Below are 15,321 nucleotides of genomic sequence, written 5' to 3'. Positions count from 1 at the left end.
CTTGTAAGTAGTTTTTAGATATTGTAAAATATCTAAAATGGTGATGGGTAGAGGGAGGGAAATTTTATGAAGACTTTTAAAATTAGGGCTGATAAATTTTTGATTTATGCTCAAGAGATTGCATTAGCTTATAGTTCTCCTTGTGTTGATGTAGAGCATTTACTTTTAGGATTAATAAAAGAAGAAAATAGCATCGTTGGTGGAATTCTTAAAAGGGTAGGAGTAGATTTAAAGAGAATAAAAACAGAACTAGAAAAAGAAATTAAGAATCTCAAAACTGAAAAGTATGAAATGTATCCGATAAGCCCAAGATTGTCAAAAATTTTAGATTATGCTCAGGATTTTGCAAAAAAATTTGGTGATGATGCTATAGATTCTGAGCATTTACTTTTAGGAATATTAAAAGAAAATACATCTTTTGCTAGTAAAATTCTTAGTTCACAAGGAGTAAATTTAGATAAAATAATTAAGGAACTTCAAAGATAGTTAACTCAAATTAAGGGCTTTTCATTAATATTGCTTTTTGTTAATACCCTATGGTATAATCTTCAATGCTTGGAGAGGTGGCCGAGTCGGTTTAAGGCAGCCGCCTGCTAAGCGGTTGTACGGGCAAAAACCCGTACCGAGGGTTCGAATCCCTCCCTCTCCGCCATTTAAAAATCTTTAGAACCTAAATCTCAAAGATTTCGTGTGGGAATAAATAGTTTAACCTAGTAAGAATAAATTTGCCTTTATTTATTTTAAAATGAGTGACTGAGCAAGAGCTAACAGTAACTCTTCCAAAACCTAAGTAAGGAATTTCTAAAAAAACATATAAAGCTGCTCTTATTATTGCTCCATGAGTAAATATTGCTATTTTATGTTCTTGATGCTCTTCTAAGATAAATTCTTTTTCTAATTTTAATCTTTCATAGGCATTTTTAAAACTTTCACCTTTAGGAATTCTTCCTCTCTCAGTATGATATAACCATAAATCTCTCTCTATAGGATATTTTTCATGTACTTCTTTTACAGTAAGTCCTTCCCATTCACCAAAATCAAACTCTATCCAATTTTTTCTTATGATAATCTCCTTATTTAACTTTTGCGATAGAGGAAGAGCTGTTTCATAAGCTCTTTTTAAGGGACTTGAATAAATAAAATCAATATTTTCCCTAATTAAATATTCAGACAATATTTGGGCTTGTTTTTTGCCCTTTTCATTTAAGGGAACATCTGTTCTTCCCTGAAATCTTCCATCCCTATTCCAATCTGTTTCTCCGTGTCTTATCAGATATATTTCTCCCATACTAAAATGAAATTTTAACCGAATTTGTGCTTATAGTCTATAATAAATAATAAGAATTTTAATTAAATGTAATGAGGTAGATATGGGTCATAGGAAAGCAGATTTAATAGAAGACATTGACCATGGAACACCAGATTTTCATCTTTTTGTACATGAGGATATATTTGTCTATAAAAATGGTAAGATAGATCCTCATTGGCATAATGAATTTGAAATACTTTATATAAAAAAAGGTATAGGTAGATTTTATATTGATAGCTATGAGTATAAAATAAAGGAAGGAGAGTATCTCTTTGTCAATGGTGGTGCAATTCATTCTGGAGAGGAACTTATAAGAAGAACAATAGGATATGCAATTGTATTTGATCTTGGAATTCTTTATTCGGAGGAACCAGATTATTGTAAATATGAGTACTTTATGCCTCTTGTTAATAAAAAAATATATATACCAAATTTGATAAACGATGACAAAATAAGAAGAGATGTGGAAGATATTATTGAAGTTTTTATAGAAAAACCCTATGGCTATGAACTTTTTATTAAAGGCTTGCTTTTTAATATTTTTGGAAGACTTTTTAGATATTATGTACAACCTATTAAAACTGATGGTAGATTAGGTTATAAATTAGAGAGGATAAAAGATGTATTAAATTATATAAACAAAAATTATAACAAAGATCTTACATTGGAAGAGTTAAGTAAAGAAGTAGATATGAGTAAATTTTATCTTTGTAGATTATTTAAAGATAATCTTAAAATGAGTCCGGTGGAATATATAAATAAAGTAAGAGTAGAGAAAGCTATAGAATTACTTAGAAACACTGATTTGAGCGTATCTGAAATAGCTTTAGAATGTGGTTTTAATAACATAAGTTATTTTATTAAGGTATTCAAGAGATATATGCAGATAACGCCCCTCAAATTTAGAAAGCAAAATTATTAAATTTATAAAGGTATTTATAAATACTCAAAATCATTATAAACATTTAATTTTCAATCTATAATTAATCCATTCATGTTTTTAATGGAATTTTAATATAAAGCAAAATATTTTTATTTTTTACCAAAATTGTAGTAGAAGGTAAAATTTTATTAAAGATAAAATTAACTTGAAAGGTATGATTTTTTTAGGTGGGAGGTTTAAGCCATGAAAAAATTTTTTCTCTTTTGTTTAATTTTTATGTTTTTATCTGTAACTGCTATAGTTCCGTCTTTTGGTCAAAAGGTATATACAGTAAAGGTTGGGAATTATACATTAAATATTGATACGCAAAAGTACAGGGGTAAGACTATTTATGTCTGGCAATTTTGGCCAGAAGAAGAAAAAAGTAGTATTCCAGGTATTCGATCAGCAAAGCAAGTAAGAGAAGAATTTGAAAAAATAACTGGTGCTAAAGTACAGATCGTATATACGACATGGGAAAACTACACACCTAAATTAAGTGCAGCCATATTGTCGGGAGCAGGAGCAGATGTAGTGTATATTGGTGCAGGTGAAAAACCTACTTGGATGATGAAGAAGATGCTCCTTCCTCTTAATAGATATATTGACTTTAAAGACAAAAATCTTTGGAATGCTGTAGGTTTTAGGAAAAGTACTGTAGACTTCTTCACATGGAGAGGGCAAGTTTATGCAGTAGCAAATATATATAGTGACAACGTATTCCCTTTTATTCTTTATTATAACAAAGAGAAATTTGAGATGGCAGGGTTACCAGATCCATTAGAGTTATATAAGCAGGGTAAATGGACATGGGAGGCTTTTTTTAATGCAGGGAAGCAACTTACACAAGACACCAATGGTGATGGAAAAATAGATCAGTATGCTTATGCTACATGGGCAGTTATACAACCATTCCTTTTTACTAATGATGTGGAAGTTGTGAAATATATTGGAGGAAGGCCTGTTTTTGCAATGGATGATCAAAAGGCATATAGGGCATTTCAAGCTATATATGAAATGGATGCAAAATATAAGATGAGACCTGCTGACTGGTGGACAGATCCACAGGGAAGATTTCAAAAGGGGATAACTTGTATGGATTATTGGGGTCCATGGGAACTTAGTGGAATGAGAAATGCTCTTGGTAAAAAGCTTGGAATAGTTCCATTCCCAAAGGGACCTAATAGTAAGAAAAAGAGTGCAGATATGGCAGATGGTGGCGCATGGGCTATTGCTTCTTCTTCTAAATATCCAGAGCTTGCAGCCCTATACTTAATATGGATGCTAATGCCAACAGACAGAGAGAAGGAATTAATAGTGAAAGATCAGATAGAAAGGGTTGGCGGAAAGGAGATTTATGATTTGCTTTTAGATGCTTCTACGAGAGCAGTTATTGATCCTATATCTGGAATTCCTGGTTTTTGGGATCTAATTAATCAAATTGATGTGGCTAATCCTGCTAAATCTATAAAGGCCTTGAAACCTAAATTCCAAGCTGCTATTGATGCTATTTTAGAAGGGTTGAAGTAGTTTAGTCTTAGGGAGAGAAGACAATAAAATACTTGTCTTCTCTCCCAAAAAGATATAAAATTGTTTACAAAAAAGTGGAGGAATGTAAATTGGAAAAGGTGATGAAAACTTTTCTGAAAGTGGTTACCTTCATATTTATTGTTAATTTCTTGCTTTCATTTTCTTTTGCTCAAAATCAGAATTATAAATTAAATGTTATTTTTGAACTTATAAGTAGAGAAAATTCTTATGAAACTTACATATCGAAATATGTAGATAAACCAAGACCTAAATCAGTTATTATTATTCCTGGTGTGAAATATTCTAGTTTTTCTAAAGATTTAAATTTAAAAGTCTTAACTGATCTAACCTCTGACAAACATCCAGTTATACTTACTGGAGAGAATGGATATATAGAGTGGACTTTTAATATAAAAGAGGAAGGTTTATATAACATAGCAGTTAAATATTTCCCTATAAAAGGTAAAAATTCAAGTATTGAAAGAGAACTTCTTATTGATAGAAAAAGACCTTTTAATGAAGCCAGGATTTTGAGATTTGAAAGAATATGGAAAGATGGAGGACCTGCTTTAAAAGACAACAGGGGTAATGAACTTAGACCTATACAGGTGGAAAATCCTATTTGGGTAGAAAAGATTTTAGAGGATCCTGATGGTTTATATGCTGATCCTTTCCTTTTTTATTTTTCACCAGGAAAACATACTATAAGATTTGTATCAGTGAAAGAACCTATGGTTATTGATTATATAAAGATTTTTAACGAAGAAAAAAAACTAAAATATGAAGAAGTTTCACAAAAAAATAGGGAAGATAAGAAACTAAGCGGTATTTTTATAAAGGTACAAGGTGAAAATGCTACCTTAAAATCGGAGCCTACTCTTTATCCAATCTCTGATAGGTCTAATCCCCTTAACGAACCTTATGATTCTAGAAGAAAAGTATTAAATATCATAGGGGGATATAATTGGAGATCTGCAGGTCAGTGGATTGAGTGGAAGTTTAATGTACCTGAAGATGGTTTATATAAAATAGGAATTAAATATAGACAGAATGCTAATCCAGGAATACCATCAGAAAGAACTCTTTATATAGATGGAAAAATTCCTTTTGAAGAGGTTAAAAATATTAAGTTTAAATATAATACTCACTGGCAATTTTCATATTTGGGAAATGATAAAGATCCGTATTTATTTTATTTAAAAAAGGGTGAACATACCCTGCGTCTTAAAGTTACTTATGAAAGCATTGCAGATATAATAAGAAATGTACTTCAATGTTCTATTGATTTATCTCAATTATATACAAAAATTGTTATGATTACTTCTCCTAATCCAGACCCTTACAGGGATTATCTGTTAGAGCAAAATATTCCTGATCTTATAGATACTCTCCTTAAAAATGCAAAATTATTGAGAGAAAATGCAGAAAAGATAAGGAAAATTGGTGGTGAAAAGGCAAGTGAAGCAGCTACCTTGGAAACTGTGGCAATTCAATTGGAAGGAATGGCAAGAGAGCCAGAAACAATTGCTCAAAGATTGCAAAGATATAGAGATAACTTATCTTCATTATCTGCGTGGGTTCTTACAATTAGAGAACAGCCATTAGATATTGATTATATTGTAATAGCCTCACAAGATGCACAAGTACCAAGGATAAATCCCAATATATTTGAAAGGGTTATTGATGCAACTAAAAAGTTTTTCATATCTTTTATTGAAGATTATAACTTAATTGGTACTGTATATGAAAAGGATAAGGCTATTAATGTGTGGGTACAAATGGGTAGAGATCAAGCTGAAACCTTGAAGATGTTAATAGATACTGAGTTTACTCCAAAAACAGGAATAGGTGTAAACATTAATATTATAACTACTGAGGCTGCACTACTTTTCTCGGTTGCATCAAAAGAGAATCCTCCAGATGTGGCTCTTAATGTATCTCGAGGTCTTGCTGTAGATTATGGAATACGTGGGGCATTGGTAGATGTTTCAAAATTACCCGGTTTTGAAGAAGTAAAAAGTAGATTTGCTAAGTATGCTCTTGTTCCATATGGTTTCGGAGGAAAAGTATACGGTTTGCCAATGACTCAAGATTTTCCAATAATGTTTTATAGGGCAGATATCCTTGGTCGTCTAAACATTGAGATTCCAGATACATGGGATGAGCTTTACAAAACTATCGCAAAGCTTCAGAGTTATAATTTACAATTTGCTGCAGGAACAGGTGGTACAAGTTTTGATATTTTCAACATGTTGCTTCTACAAAGGGGAGGAAAATATTATACAGAAGATGGTAAAAGGTGTGTACTAAATAATGAGGAAGGTGTAGATGCATTTAGAGAGTGGACAAATTTATATGTTCTCTATGGAATACCGCTTTATTATGATTTCTTTAACAGATTTAGAACAGGAGAGATGCCCTTAGGTATTGGTCCTTATACTATGTATAATCAATTTAAAGTAGCAGCTCCGGAAATAAGTGGATTATGGGGAATAGCACCTGTTCCAGGAAGAAGAAAATCAGATGGTAGTATAGATAGAAGTGTTGCTGGTGGTGGTAACGCAGTATTAATATTTGCTCAATCCAAAAAAATCCTTGAGGCATGGGAATTTGTTAAGTGGTGGTTATCATCTGATGTACAAGCAAGGTTTGGTAGGGAATTAGAAGCTGTTTTAGGGGCAGGTGCAAGATATAACACTGCTAATGTAGAAGCTATGAGTTATTTACCATGGCCTTCTTCAGACTATAAGGTCCTTTCTGAGCAATGGAAATATCTTAAGGAGATTCCTAATGTTCCTGGTAGCTACTATACATATAGACATTTAGATAATGCTTTTAGGGAAGTAGTTATGCTTGGAGAGATACCAAGAGAAGCCATAGAGAAATATACTAAAGAGATTAATAAGGAAATTGATAGAAAACGAGAAGAGTTTGGACTTGAATTAGCAAAAGAATAATTAGAAGGAGAATTTAAAATGAGAGGAAAATTTAAAGATTTATGGAAGGAAATTAAAAAGAATAAAGAATCTTATTATTTAGTTCTTCCTTATTTTATATTATTTTTTACTTTCACTGTAATTCCTGTTATTGTAGGAGCTATCCTTAGTTTTACCAATTATAATGTAATACAGATGCCTAGATTCGTTGGATGGAATAACTACAAAAGACTCTTTTTAGAGGATGACGTTTTTCTAATTGCTTTACAAAATACCTTTAAGTTTGCTTTAATTACTGGACCATTGAGTTATCTTGCTTGCTTATTTTTTGCTTGGCTTATAAATGAACTACCCCCAAAAATTAGAGCTTTTTTAACTTTACTTTTTTATGCTCCTGCTCTATCTTCTGCAATTTTCTTCATATGGACTTACATCTTTTCTGGTGATGTATATGGATTGCTAAATGGTATTCTAATGAATTTAGGCATAATAAAGGAACCAATATATTGGTTACAGGATTCTCGTATTAATCTATACGTGCTTATGGTGATTCAACTTTGGATGAGTTTGGGGACAAGCTTTTTAGCCTTTATTGCAGGATTTCAAACTATAGACAGAAGTCTGTATGAGGCAGGAGCAGTAGATGGGATCAGAAATAGATGGCAAGAATTGTGGTATATAACTTTACCTTCTATGAAACCTCAACTTATTTTCGGGGCTATAATGCAAGTTACTGCGTCCTTTGCTGTGGCTGACATATCTGCTCAATTGATTGGCTTTCCAAGTCCTTTATATTCGGCTCATACTATAGTTCTTCATATGTGGGATTATGGAAGTATTAGATATGAAATGGGATATGCATCAGCAATAGCAGTAATTTTATTCTTAATAACAGTGAGTATTAACCAAGGAGTTAGAAAATTAATTAGGCCTGATTAATATTCATAAGGAGGTTTTACTTTTAAAATGAAATCAAGAATTAATAGATCTTGGTGGGGAAATTTGATACTAATAATTGTACTTGGAATTGTGGCAGTATTTATGGCTCTACCCCTTGTATATTCTATAATGAATGCTTTTAAACCATTAGATGAATTATTTCTTTTTCCACCCAGATTATTTGTTAGAAGACCAACCTTAAAGAATTTTTCTGATCTCTTTTATCTCATGAGTAATTCTTTTGTGCCTTTTTCAAGATATCTTTTTAATAGTATTTTTATCAGTTTTATGAGCACATTAGGACATGTGCTTATTGCTTCTATGGCTGCCTACCCTTTGGCTAAACATAAATTTCCAGGAAGTAAGTTTTTGTTCAATCTTGTGATATTTTCTTTAATGTTTTCAGGTTATGTTACCAATATTCCAAGGTTTATTATAATGGCTAAATTGCGACTTTTAGATACATATTTTTCTCTTATTCTCCCCTATATAGGGGCTACCTTAGGTTTGTTCTTGATGAAACAGTTTATGGAACAGATTCCAGATTCCTATATTGAATCTGCTAGGATTGATGGGGCAAATGAGTTTAAGATATGGTGGTATGTGGTTATGCCTAATGTGAAGCCTGCATGGCTTACTCTTATATTATTTGCTTTTAGAGATACATGGAATGATACATACACTCCTTCATTATATATACATAATGAGGCTATGAAGCCTTTTTCCTTAGCACTTACCTATATTCAACAAGGAGGCTTTGTAAGAGCCGGAGCGGCAGCAGCTGCTGCTATTCTTATGATGTTACCTTCTTTAATTATTTTTATAGTGACCCAAAGCAATGTAGTAGAAACTATGAAATCTGCAGGTATTAAGGAGTAATTGTTTATGAGAAAAGAAAGAAGATTTTTCATTAGATTAATAGTTTTTCTTTTTCTGATTATTTCTGTAACTTACGCAGGTATACCTTATCACACTTATATTTATAATGAGCGACGTAGGCCAGTTCCTTCTTTACCTGCTTATGAGCCGGAAAAGATCTATACGGGTGAAACTATAGGATTAGACAAAGATTTTTCTTCACCAGAAGATCTTTTCGTAGATAAAAGGAATGGAGATATATATGTGGCAGATACAGGAAATAATAGAATTGTTGTTATAGATAAAGATTTTAAACTTAAGAAAATTATTGATGGTTTTATCAATAATGGTAAAAGAGAAGGATTTAAAGCACCGACAGGTTTATTTTTAACCGATGAGGGCAAACTATATATAGCAGACTCTCAGAATGCGAGAATTGTGATTTTAAATCCAGATGGTTCTCTTTTTAAAATTGTAGGCAAACCTGTGGGAGAGGTTATACATAAGGATTTTGTATATATTCCTAAAAAAGTGGCTGTGGATAAATTGGGAAGAATATATGTGGTAGCAGAGAATGTGGTTGAAGGTTTAATACAGTTTAGTCCAAATGGAAATTTTGAAAGATTTTTTGGAAGTAATAGGGTTGAGGTAAATCCAGTAGAACTTTTCTGGAGAAGAGTACTTACAAGAGAACAAAGATCTCAACTTGTACTTTTTATTCCGATTGAGTATAGAAATGTAACAGCTGATAAAGATGGATTTATATATGGATGTGTAAGGGCTTGGTATGACCAAATTAAAAGATTAAATGCCTTAGGAGACAATATTATTAAACAGGAAGGTCGCACGGGCGGTATGTATGGTGATCTATATTTTGGTTTTACTGTTAGAGGAGAAATTGTGGATATTGCTGTAGATGATTCTGAGAATCTTTATGTTTTGGATGGTAGAGTAGGTAGGGTTTTTGTTTATAACAATCTTGGTGATTATCTTTTTGTTTTTGGTGATATTGGAAATCAAAAGGGGACCTTCCAATATCCAACCGCTATAGATATAGATAAAGGAAAAGTTTTTGTTTTAGATGAGAATAAGGGTACAATAACTACTTTTAAACCTACCACTTTTGGAGATTTAGTATTAAAAGCGAATTCTTATTATGTTCAAGGTTATTATGGAAAAGCTGCTAATATATGGGACAAAGTTGTTAAGATGGATGCCAATTATGATCTTGCTTATATTGGTATAGGCAAAAACTATCTCCATGAAGAAAAATATAAAGAAGCAATGGAAAGTTTTAGACTTGGTTTTTATCCTACAGGATATTCAAAAGCCTTAAGAGGATACAGAATAGAGTATATGAGAAGGAATTTTACATTAATAATGAACACTATACTTTTGTTGATCTTAGCTTTATATTTGATAAACAGATTTTTGGGAAATACTATTAGAAGTCATTATCATAATTTTCTCAGAAATCATGAACTTTTTTATACTGTAATGTATGTTTTTTATGTGATTAGGCATCCTTTTGATGGATTCTACGAGTTAAGAAGGAAACCTAAAGCTTTTAGAGGAGCTCTTATCTTATTAATTTTTATAATTCTCTCTTTTATAATACAAAGGTTAATGACTGCTTTTCATTTTAATCCATATCGACCTGAAGAATTGAATATTCTCTGGGAGATAGGCAGAGTGTTAATTCCTATTTTAGTATGGGTGATTATAAATTGGGCGGTTACCACCATAATGGAAGGAAAGGCAAAAATGAGAGAGATTTTTATTATGACAGTATATGGTATTTTCCCACTGGCTCTTTTGATTTTGCCTCAAACTTTATTGAGTCATGTTTTTACCTTAGATGAGGCAGCATTTTACTATTTCATAGGTACTATAGGAACTCTTTGGTCAATATGGATCATTCTTTCTGGCATGATGGAACTCCAAGAATATACCCTAAGTAAAGCTATAGGAACGTCTTTAGTAACCTTAGGTGGAATAATATTTGCTATGTTTATAGGTATGGTTTTCTTTGCTACTTTTCAACAATTTATTAGATTTGTCTATACAGTTTATTTAGAAATTAAATATATGATTGGTTAAGAGGTGAAAAGATGAAAAGATACTTCTTGAAATACAGTAATTTTTTTGTAGTTATAATAATCCTTTTATTAATTATCCCTCTATATAGCCAAGATAATGGTTTAAAAGTTGTAGCTCAAAATGAGAAATTCTCTATGTTGCTTAATAGACAAACAGCTGAAGTTATGATTAAGGAGAATAAAACAGGAAAAATTTTTAGACAATTTCCAGAAAATTGGGAAAACGATCCTTCTATGGGGGTTACTAAGTTTAGTATTCCGTCTCATTTAGTGGTAGAGATGGCAGATCAAGAAGGGAAAATTACTGTTTATAATACCTATGCTTTAGGAGTTATGAGAGGAAACTATAAAGTGAAGAATATTAAGGATGGAATAAGATTTGATTATGAATTTTCTACTCAGGGCTTATCTATTTCTATAGAGTTTTATTTGACCTCGTATGGATTAAAAGTTAGAGTACCTATGGATTCTGTAAAGGAAGAAGGAGATTTAAAGTTAAATAGAATTTGGGTTTTACCTTATTTTATATATGGTGAAAAAAGAGATAATGGTTATTTTGTTCTGCCTGATGGTTCTGGAGCTTTAGTAAGATTTGATCATAAGGCTGGAAATGAGAGAGGATTTGAAATTCCAATATATGGTTTAGATTATGGACTCCCTTTATATAATATGCCTCCAAAAACAGAGAATATAAATTTACCTATATATGGAGTGAAAAGAAACGATTTAGGAATCTTGGGAATTATTGAGAGTGGGGATGCTGATGCAAGTTTGGCTTGTTATATGGCGGGTAATGCTACTTCATATTATAGGGTTTATCCAATCTTTAATTATCGTAGGATTCATAAGTTCTTACTTTATGAAAGGGAGGCATCAACAGGACAGCCAGGAGAAGTGGTAGATGTATTGGTAAGTAAGTTTTCTCCTTATACTCTTAAGAGTGATATTGTTATAAATTATTATCTTTTTACCGGTAAAGATGTTGATTATTCTTTAATGGCAAGAACGTATAGGAATTATCTTCTCAATAATGGATATCTTTATAAAAAATCTGTAAAAGTAGATAAAGTACCTTTTAATTTGACAATTATTAATAGCATAAAAATAAAAACTACTAAGGCTGGAATTCCTGTTGTTGATCTTTTTCCACTTACCACTTTTGATGAGACTATTAAGATATTACAGGAATTAAAATCTAAAGGTATTGATAATATAAACCTTATTTTGAAAGGGTATCAATCAGGGGGATATATGAGTAAAATCACAAATGGAGTAAAAGTAGAAGCAAGAATTGGAGGAGACAATGGATTAAGAAGGCTTTTAGATTATTGTAAGAAGAACAATATACCTTTATATTTAACTGCAGAAATTATAGAAATACACGAATCTGGTAATGGTTTTTCACCTTCAAGAGATGGAAATAGATATTTAAATAATGGTCTTGCTTTTCTATATAAATGGGATCCTGTTATTAAGAAGAAGAATAGAGATTATGATCCATGGTTTATTGTGCTTCCAAGTAAGGTTCCAAGTTATCTAAATAATTTCTTGAAGGGTATATCTAAATATGGAATAAATAATGCTTTAATCGAGAAGATGGGAGAGTATGTCTATTCTCAAAATAAATTTCCAAGATTGCTCTCCAGAGAAGAGGTAATTTCATTGTGGAGAGAGGCTTTATCTAGTAATATAGATAAATATAACTTTATATTTACCTCTGGTAATCTTTATATTCTTCCTTATACTTCTATGCTTCTTGATGTTTCTCTTGATTGTAGTAATTTTTCAATAGAATCAGAAGCTATTCCTTTTTATCCAATGATTATTCATGGATATATTCCTTTTAGTGGAAGACCAGGAAATTTAAGAGAGAGTCAAAAGAAAGAATTTTTAAGAATGGTAGAGTATGGTGCTATACCATATTATATGTTCATTTATAAAGATTCATCATATTTTAAAAAGAGTTTTTATAACGAAATGTTAAGTTCCAATTATAAGGATTGGATTGAACAGGCAGTAGAAGAATACAATAAAGTTAAGGATTTGTATCTGAATATATATGATGTTCCTATAAAGTCCCATAATAAGCTTACAGATGGGGTTTATCGAGTTGAGTATGAGAATGGGGCTGAAATAGTAGTTAATTATAATAAAGCATCTTATCTATATAAAGGTAAAATGGTTAGAGGAGAAGACTTTTTATTCTCCTTAGGAAAGAAATAAGGGGGAAATAATCTATGAAAAAACAAAAAAGATTTAAAACTTTGGCTCAAAGACAAGCAAGAATAGGTAGATTATTTGTTTACCCATGGCTTGTTGGATTTGTGATCTTTTTTGCATGGCCTTTTATTCAATCTATAATTTTTGCCTTTAGTCAATTAGATGTTTCTCCAGAAGGATATAAATTGACTTTTGTGGGATTGAGTAATTTTATAAAGGCTTTAAGGGAAGATCCTAATTTTATAAGATATCTGACCACTGAAATTGGAAATATTGTGGTAAATATTCCTTTAATAATAATGTTTTCTTTATTTATTGCTATACTTTTGAACCAAAGATTTAAAGGAAGAACTATAGTAAGAGCTATTTTTTTCTTACCTGTTGTCGTTATGTCGGGAGCATTACTTTATGTTTTTGAATCTAATTCTTTGGAGCAATTTAATATTGGTGCCCAAGCAGGAATGGCTATGTCTAACTCACCCTTTTTGAGAGGTATAGATTTTAGAATGTTTTTAGTAAGGATAACAGGTAATATTCCATTTTTAATGCCCGTTATTAATGCCATTGATAGGATATATGAAATTATTTGGAAATCAGGTGTGCAGATACTTATATTTTTAGCTGGATTACAATCTATTCCTTCATCGTTATATGAGGTAGCCCAAGTAGAAGGAGCAACTTCTTGGGAAGTATTTTGGAAGATTACATTACCTATGATTTCTCCTATTATTCTTGTGAATGTCATATATACGGTTATAGATTCTTTCACTGATTATAGTAATGATGTGCTTAGATATATTCTTGAAGTGGCCTTTAGACAATTAAATCACGGTTATAGTGCAGCTATTGCATGGCTCTATTTCTTGATTGTAGGTGCTATTTTACTTATTTTAATTTGGATTATATCTAAACGGGTATTTTACATGAATGAGTAAGGAGGAAAATATATGTTTAAACAATATAAAAAAGAAGAATTAATTCTTATATGGAAGCATAAAATAAGTGTCTGGACATATAATATTTTAAAAATCTTACTTTTTATAGGTCTTTCTTACGTATTATTAAGACCGGTTCTTTTTATGTTTAGTACAGCACTTAAAAGTAGAGAAGATCTTATTGATCCTACTGTAGTATGGATTCCAAAGCATCCAACTCTTGAAAATTTTATATTGGCATTTAAATCTTTAAATTATTTTAATGCTTTTAAAAATAGTCTTATTATTTCTATTATTCCTGCTATTTTTAACGTTATTGCTTGTTCCATGATAGGATACGGACTTGCCAGATTTAAATTTAAAGAAAGGGAAATTATATTTGCACTTATTATATTTACCCTTATAGTTCCACCCCAGGTTTTGCTTATTCCTTTATATGTGTTTTATCAAAGGTTTGACATCTTAAATATTATCGGATTAATAAGGGGTGAACCTCTAAATCTATTAAATTCCTATTATCCTATTATTCTTCCTACCATCTTAGGTGGTGGTTTAAGAAGTGGTCTATTTATATATATTTTTAGACAGTTTTTCAGAGGTATGTCTAAGGAGTTAGAAGAGGCAGCTTATGTGGATGGTGCTTCTCCTTTTCAAACCTATCTTAGAATTTTTATTCCTAATTCTATACCAGCAATAGTGACTGTTTTCTTATTTTCGGTGGTTTGGCATTGGAATGATGTTTTTGAGCCATCTGTTTTTATTGGTGATTTTGATAAGTATACTCTTTCTTTAAACTTAGCAAATATAAGATCCATTATTACTGGTGGTACACAAATATTTGATCCTTTACTAATATTGCCACCGCAGTATGCTGGAGCTGTATTAGTTATGTTACCTATGCTAATATTCTATATATTTACCCAAAGGTTTTTTGTTGAGAGTGTGGAAAGAACAGGAATAATTGGTTAAAAAAAATTAAAAGGGGGTATTTATATGAAGAGATTCTTAAAGATTTCTATTCTTTTTTTAATGGTCGTAACATTGATTTTTTCTCAAATAGGTAATGTATTATTAATCTACGATGGAGAGAGTGACAATTCTAATTTGTCTTCGTTGGGTTTTTGGGTTGCTCCTGAAGGTTGTAAGGCTGAAGAATTAGAGGGTATTGCATATTCTGGTAAGAGAAGTATTAAAATCAGCTTTGTTTGGGAAAGCTGGTGGGCTGGGATGGGAATTAATTTTGCAAAGTGGAATTTTGATAATAAAGATAAAATATTTGATCTATCTCAATATAAAACTTTAGAGTTTTATATTAAATCTGAGAAAACTGAGAATTACAATCTTTTAATAACTCTTGCAGAAGCACCAAGTGAAAAAGGAGGAAAAGAGGTTTATTCTGAAAAATATACCATTTCAGGTGGAGTGCCTACTTCTTGGACAAAAATTTCAATTCCTTTAAAGTCTTTCGTTACTGTAGATCTAAAAAGAATATGGGGGATGAGCATAGAGGTTTCTGGGGTTCCGTCTGGAAAGACTATTTTGTATGTGGATGACATCAAATTTGTAAAATAAG

12 protein-coding genes and 1 tRNA gene are annotated in these 15,321 nt (G+C 31.3%); 12 read left to right on the top strand and 1 reads right to left on the bottom strand.

The genetic code is table 11. The annotated features are described in order from the left end of the window. The first annotated feature begins 66 nt into the window (after positions 1-66). Both ACY3JM_RS08410 and ACY3JM_RS08405 read left to right on the top strand, forming a co-directional pair. Positions 67-486, top strand: coding sequence for a Clp protease N-terminal domain-containing protein (locus ACY3JM_RS08410; RefSeq protein ID WP_463083453.1), 420 nt, complete (start codon positions 67-69; stop codon positions 484-486). Positions 487-557: 71 nt separating this feature from the next. Further along, a tRNA-Ser gene (locus tag ACY3JM_RS08405) sits at positions 558-652 on the top strand. Between the two features lie 18 nt (positions 653-670). Here ACY3JM_RS08405 and ACY3JM_RS08400 read toward each other — a convergent pair. Continuing rightward, positions 671-1,288, bottom strand: a complete 618-nt coding sequence (locus ACY3JM_RS08400; protein WP_463083454.1) for a histidine phosphatase family protein — start codon at positions 1,286-1,288, stop codon at positions 671-673. A gap of 82 nt (positions 1,289-1,370) precedes the next feature. Between ACY3JM_RS08400 and ACY3JM_RS08395 the strand changes: the two genes are divergently transcribed. From ACY3JM_RS08395 to ACY3JM_RS08350, 10 genes are all read left to right on the top strand, one after another. Beyond that, complete coding sequence (locus ACY3JM_RS08395) at positions 1,371-2,231, top strand: AraC family transcriptional regulator (RefSeq protein WP_463083455.1); 861 nt, start codon at positions 1,371-1,373, stop codon at positions 2,229-2,231. Positions 2,232-2,435: 204 nt separating this feature from the next. Next, entirely contained in the window at positions 2,436-3,761 is a 1,326-nt protein-coding gene (locus tag ACY3JM_RS08390; RefSeq protein WP_463111268.1) for an ABC transporter substrate-binding protein, read from the top strand. A gap of 98 nt (positions 3,762-3,859) precedes the next feature. Then, positions 3,860-6,718 (top strand): extracellular solute-binding protein, encoded by a 2,859-nt coding sequence (locus tag ACY3JM_RS08385; protein WP_463111808.1) that lies wholly within the window; start codon positions 3,860-3,862, stop codon positions 6,716-6,718. Between the two features lie 18 nt (positions 6,719-6,736). After that, positions 6,737-7,636, top strand: a complete 900-nt coding sequence (locus ACY3JM_RS08380) for a carbohydrate ABC transporter permease (RefSeq protein ID WP_463083458.1) — start codon at positions 6,737-6,739, stop codon at positions 7,634-7,636. Positions 7,637-7,663: 27 nt separating this feature from the next. Further along, complete coding sequence (locus ACY3JM_RS08375) at positions 7,664-8,515, top strand: carbohydrate ABC transporter permease (RefSeq protein WP_463083459.1); 852 nt, start codon at positions 7,664-7,666, stop codon at positions 8,513-8,515. 6 nt (positions 8,516-8,521) lie between these two features. Next, positions 8,522-10,594 carry a YIP1 family protein gene (locus ACY3JM_RS08370; protein WP_463111267.1) on the top strand — a complete coding sequence of 691 codons (2,073 nt, stop codon included), beginning with the start codon at positions 8,522-8,524 and terminating at the stop codon, positions 10,592-10,594. Between the two features lie 11 nt (positions 10,595-10,605). Continuing rightward, positions 10,606-12,816: a DUF5696 domain-containing protein gene (locus ACY3JM_RS08365; protein ID WP_463111266.1), complete on the top strand. Its 2,211-nt coding sequence runs from the start codon at positions 10,606-10,608 to the stop codon at positions 12,814-12,816. A 14-nt stretch (positions 12,817-12,830) separates the two neighbouring features. Further along, positions 12,831-13,748, top strand: a complete 918-nt coding sequence (locus ACY3JM_RS08360; protein ID WP_463083462.1) for a carbohydrate ABC transporter permease — start codon at positions 12,831-12,833, stop codon at positions 13,746-13,748. Between the two features lie 12 nt (positions 13,749-13,760). Beyond that, positions 13,761-14,717 carry a carbohydrate ABC transporter permease gene (locus ACY3JM_RS08355; RefSeq protein WP_463111265.1) on the top strand — a complete coding sequence of 319 codons (957 nt, stop codon included), beginning with the start codon at positions 13,761-13,763 and terminating at the stop codon, positions 14,715-14,717. Positions 14,718-14,741: 24 nt separating this feature from the next. Beyond that, positions 14,742-15,320, top strand: coding sequence for a CIA30 family protein (locus ACY3JM_RS08350; protein ID WP_463111264.1), 579 nt, complete (start codon positions 14,742-14,744; stop codon positions 15,318-15,320). The last annotated feature ends 1 nt before the right edge of the window (position 15,321 follow it).

The sequence above is a fragment of the Dictyoglomus sp. SSW genome, assembly GCF_055181335.1.
Note: the sequence above shows the minus strand (reverse complement) of the source record. Positions and strands in the feature narration are given on the sequence as shown.

Bases quoted from the DNA above. Each gene is read 5' to 3' on its own strand.
- ACY3JM_RS08410 (WP_463083453.1), top strand. From the start codon at position 67: ATGAAGACTTTTAAAATTAGGGCTGATAAATTTTTGATTTATGCTCAA.
- ACY3JM_RS08400 (WP_463083454.1), bottom strand. From the start codon at position 1,288: ATGGGAGAAATATATCTGATAAGACACGGAGAAACAGATTGGAATAGG.
- ACY3JM_RS08395 (WP_463083455.1), top strand. From the start codon at position 1,371: ATGGGTCATAGGAAAGCAGATTTAATAGAAGACATTGACCATGGAACA.
- ACY3JM_RS08390 (WP_463111268.1), top strand. From the start codon at position 2,436: ATGAAAAAATTTTTTCTCTTTTGTTTAATTTTTATGTTTTTATCTGTA.
- ACY3JM_RS08380 (WP_463083458.1), top strand. From the start codon at position 6,737: ATGAGAGGAAAATTTAAAGATTTATGGAAGGAAATTAAAAAGAATAAA.
- ACY3JM_RS08375 (WP_463083459.1), top strand. From the start codon at position 7,664: ATGAAATCAAGAATTAATAGATCTTGGTGGGGAAATTTGATACTAATA.
- ACY3JM_RS08370 (WP_463111267.1), top strand. From the start codon at position 8,522: ATGAGAAAAGAAAGAAGATTTTTCATTAGATTAATAGTTTTTCTTTTT.
- ACY3JM_RS08365 (WP_463111266.1), top strand. From the start codon at position 10,606: ATGAAAAGATACTTCTTGAAATACAGTAATTTTTTTGTAGTTATAATA.
- ACY3JM_RS08360 (WP_463083462.1), top strand. From the start codon at position 12,831: ATGAAAAAACAAAAAAGATTTAAAACTTTGGCTCAAAGACAAGCAAGA.
- ACY3JM_RS08355 (WP_463111265.1), top strand. From the start codon at position 13,761: ATGTTTAAACAATATAAAAAAGAAGAATTAATTCTTATATGGAAGCAT.
- ACY3JM_RS08350 (WP_463111264.1), top strand. From the start codon at position 14,742: ATGAAGAGATTCTTAAAGATTTCTATTCTTTTTTTAATGGTCGTAACA.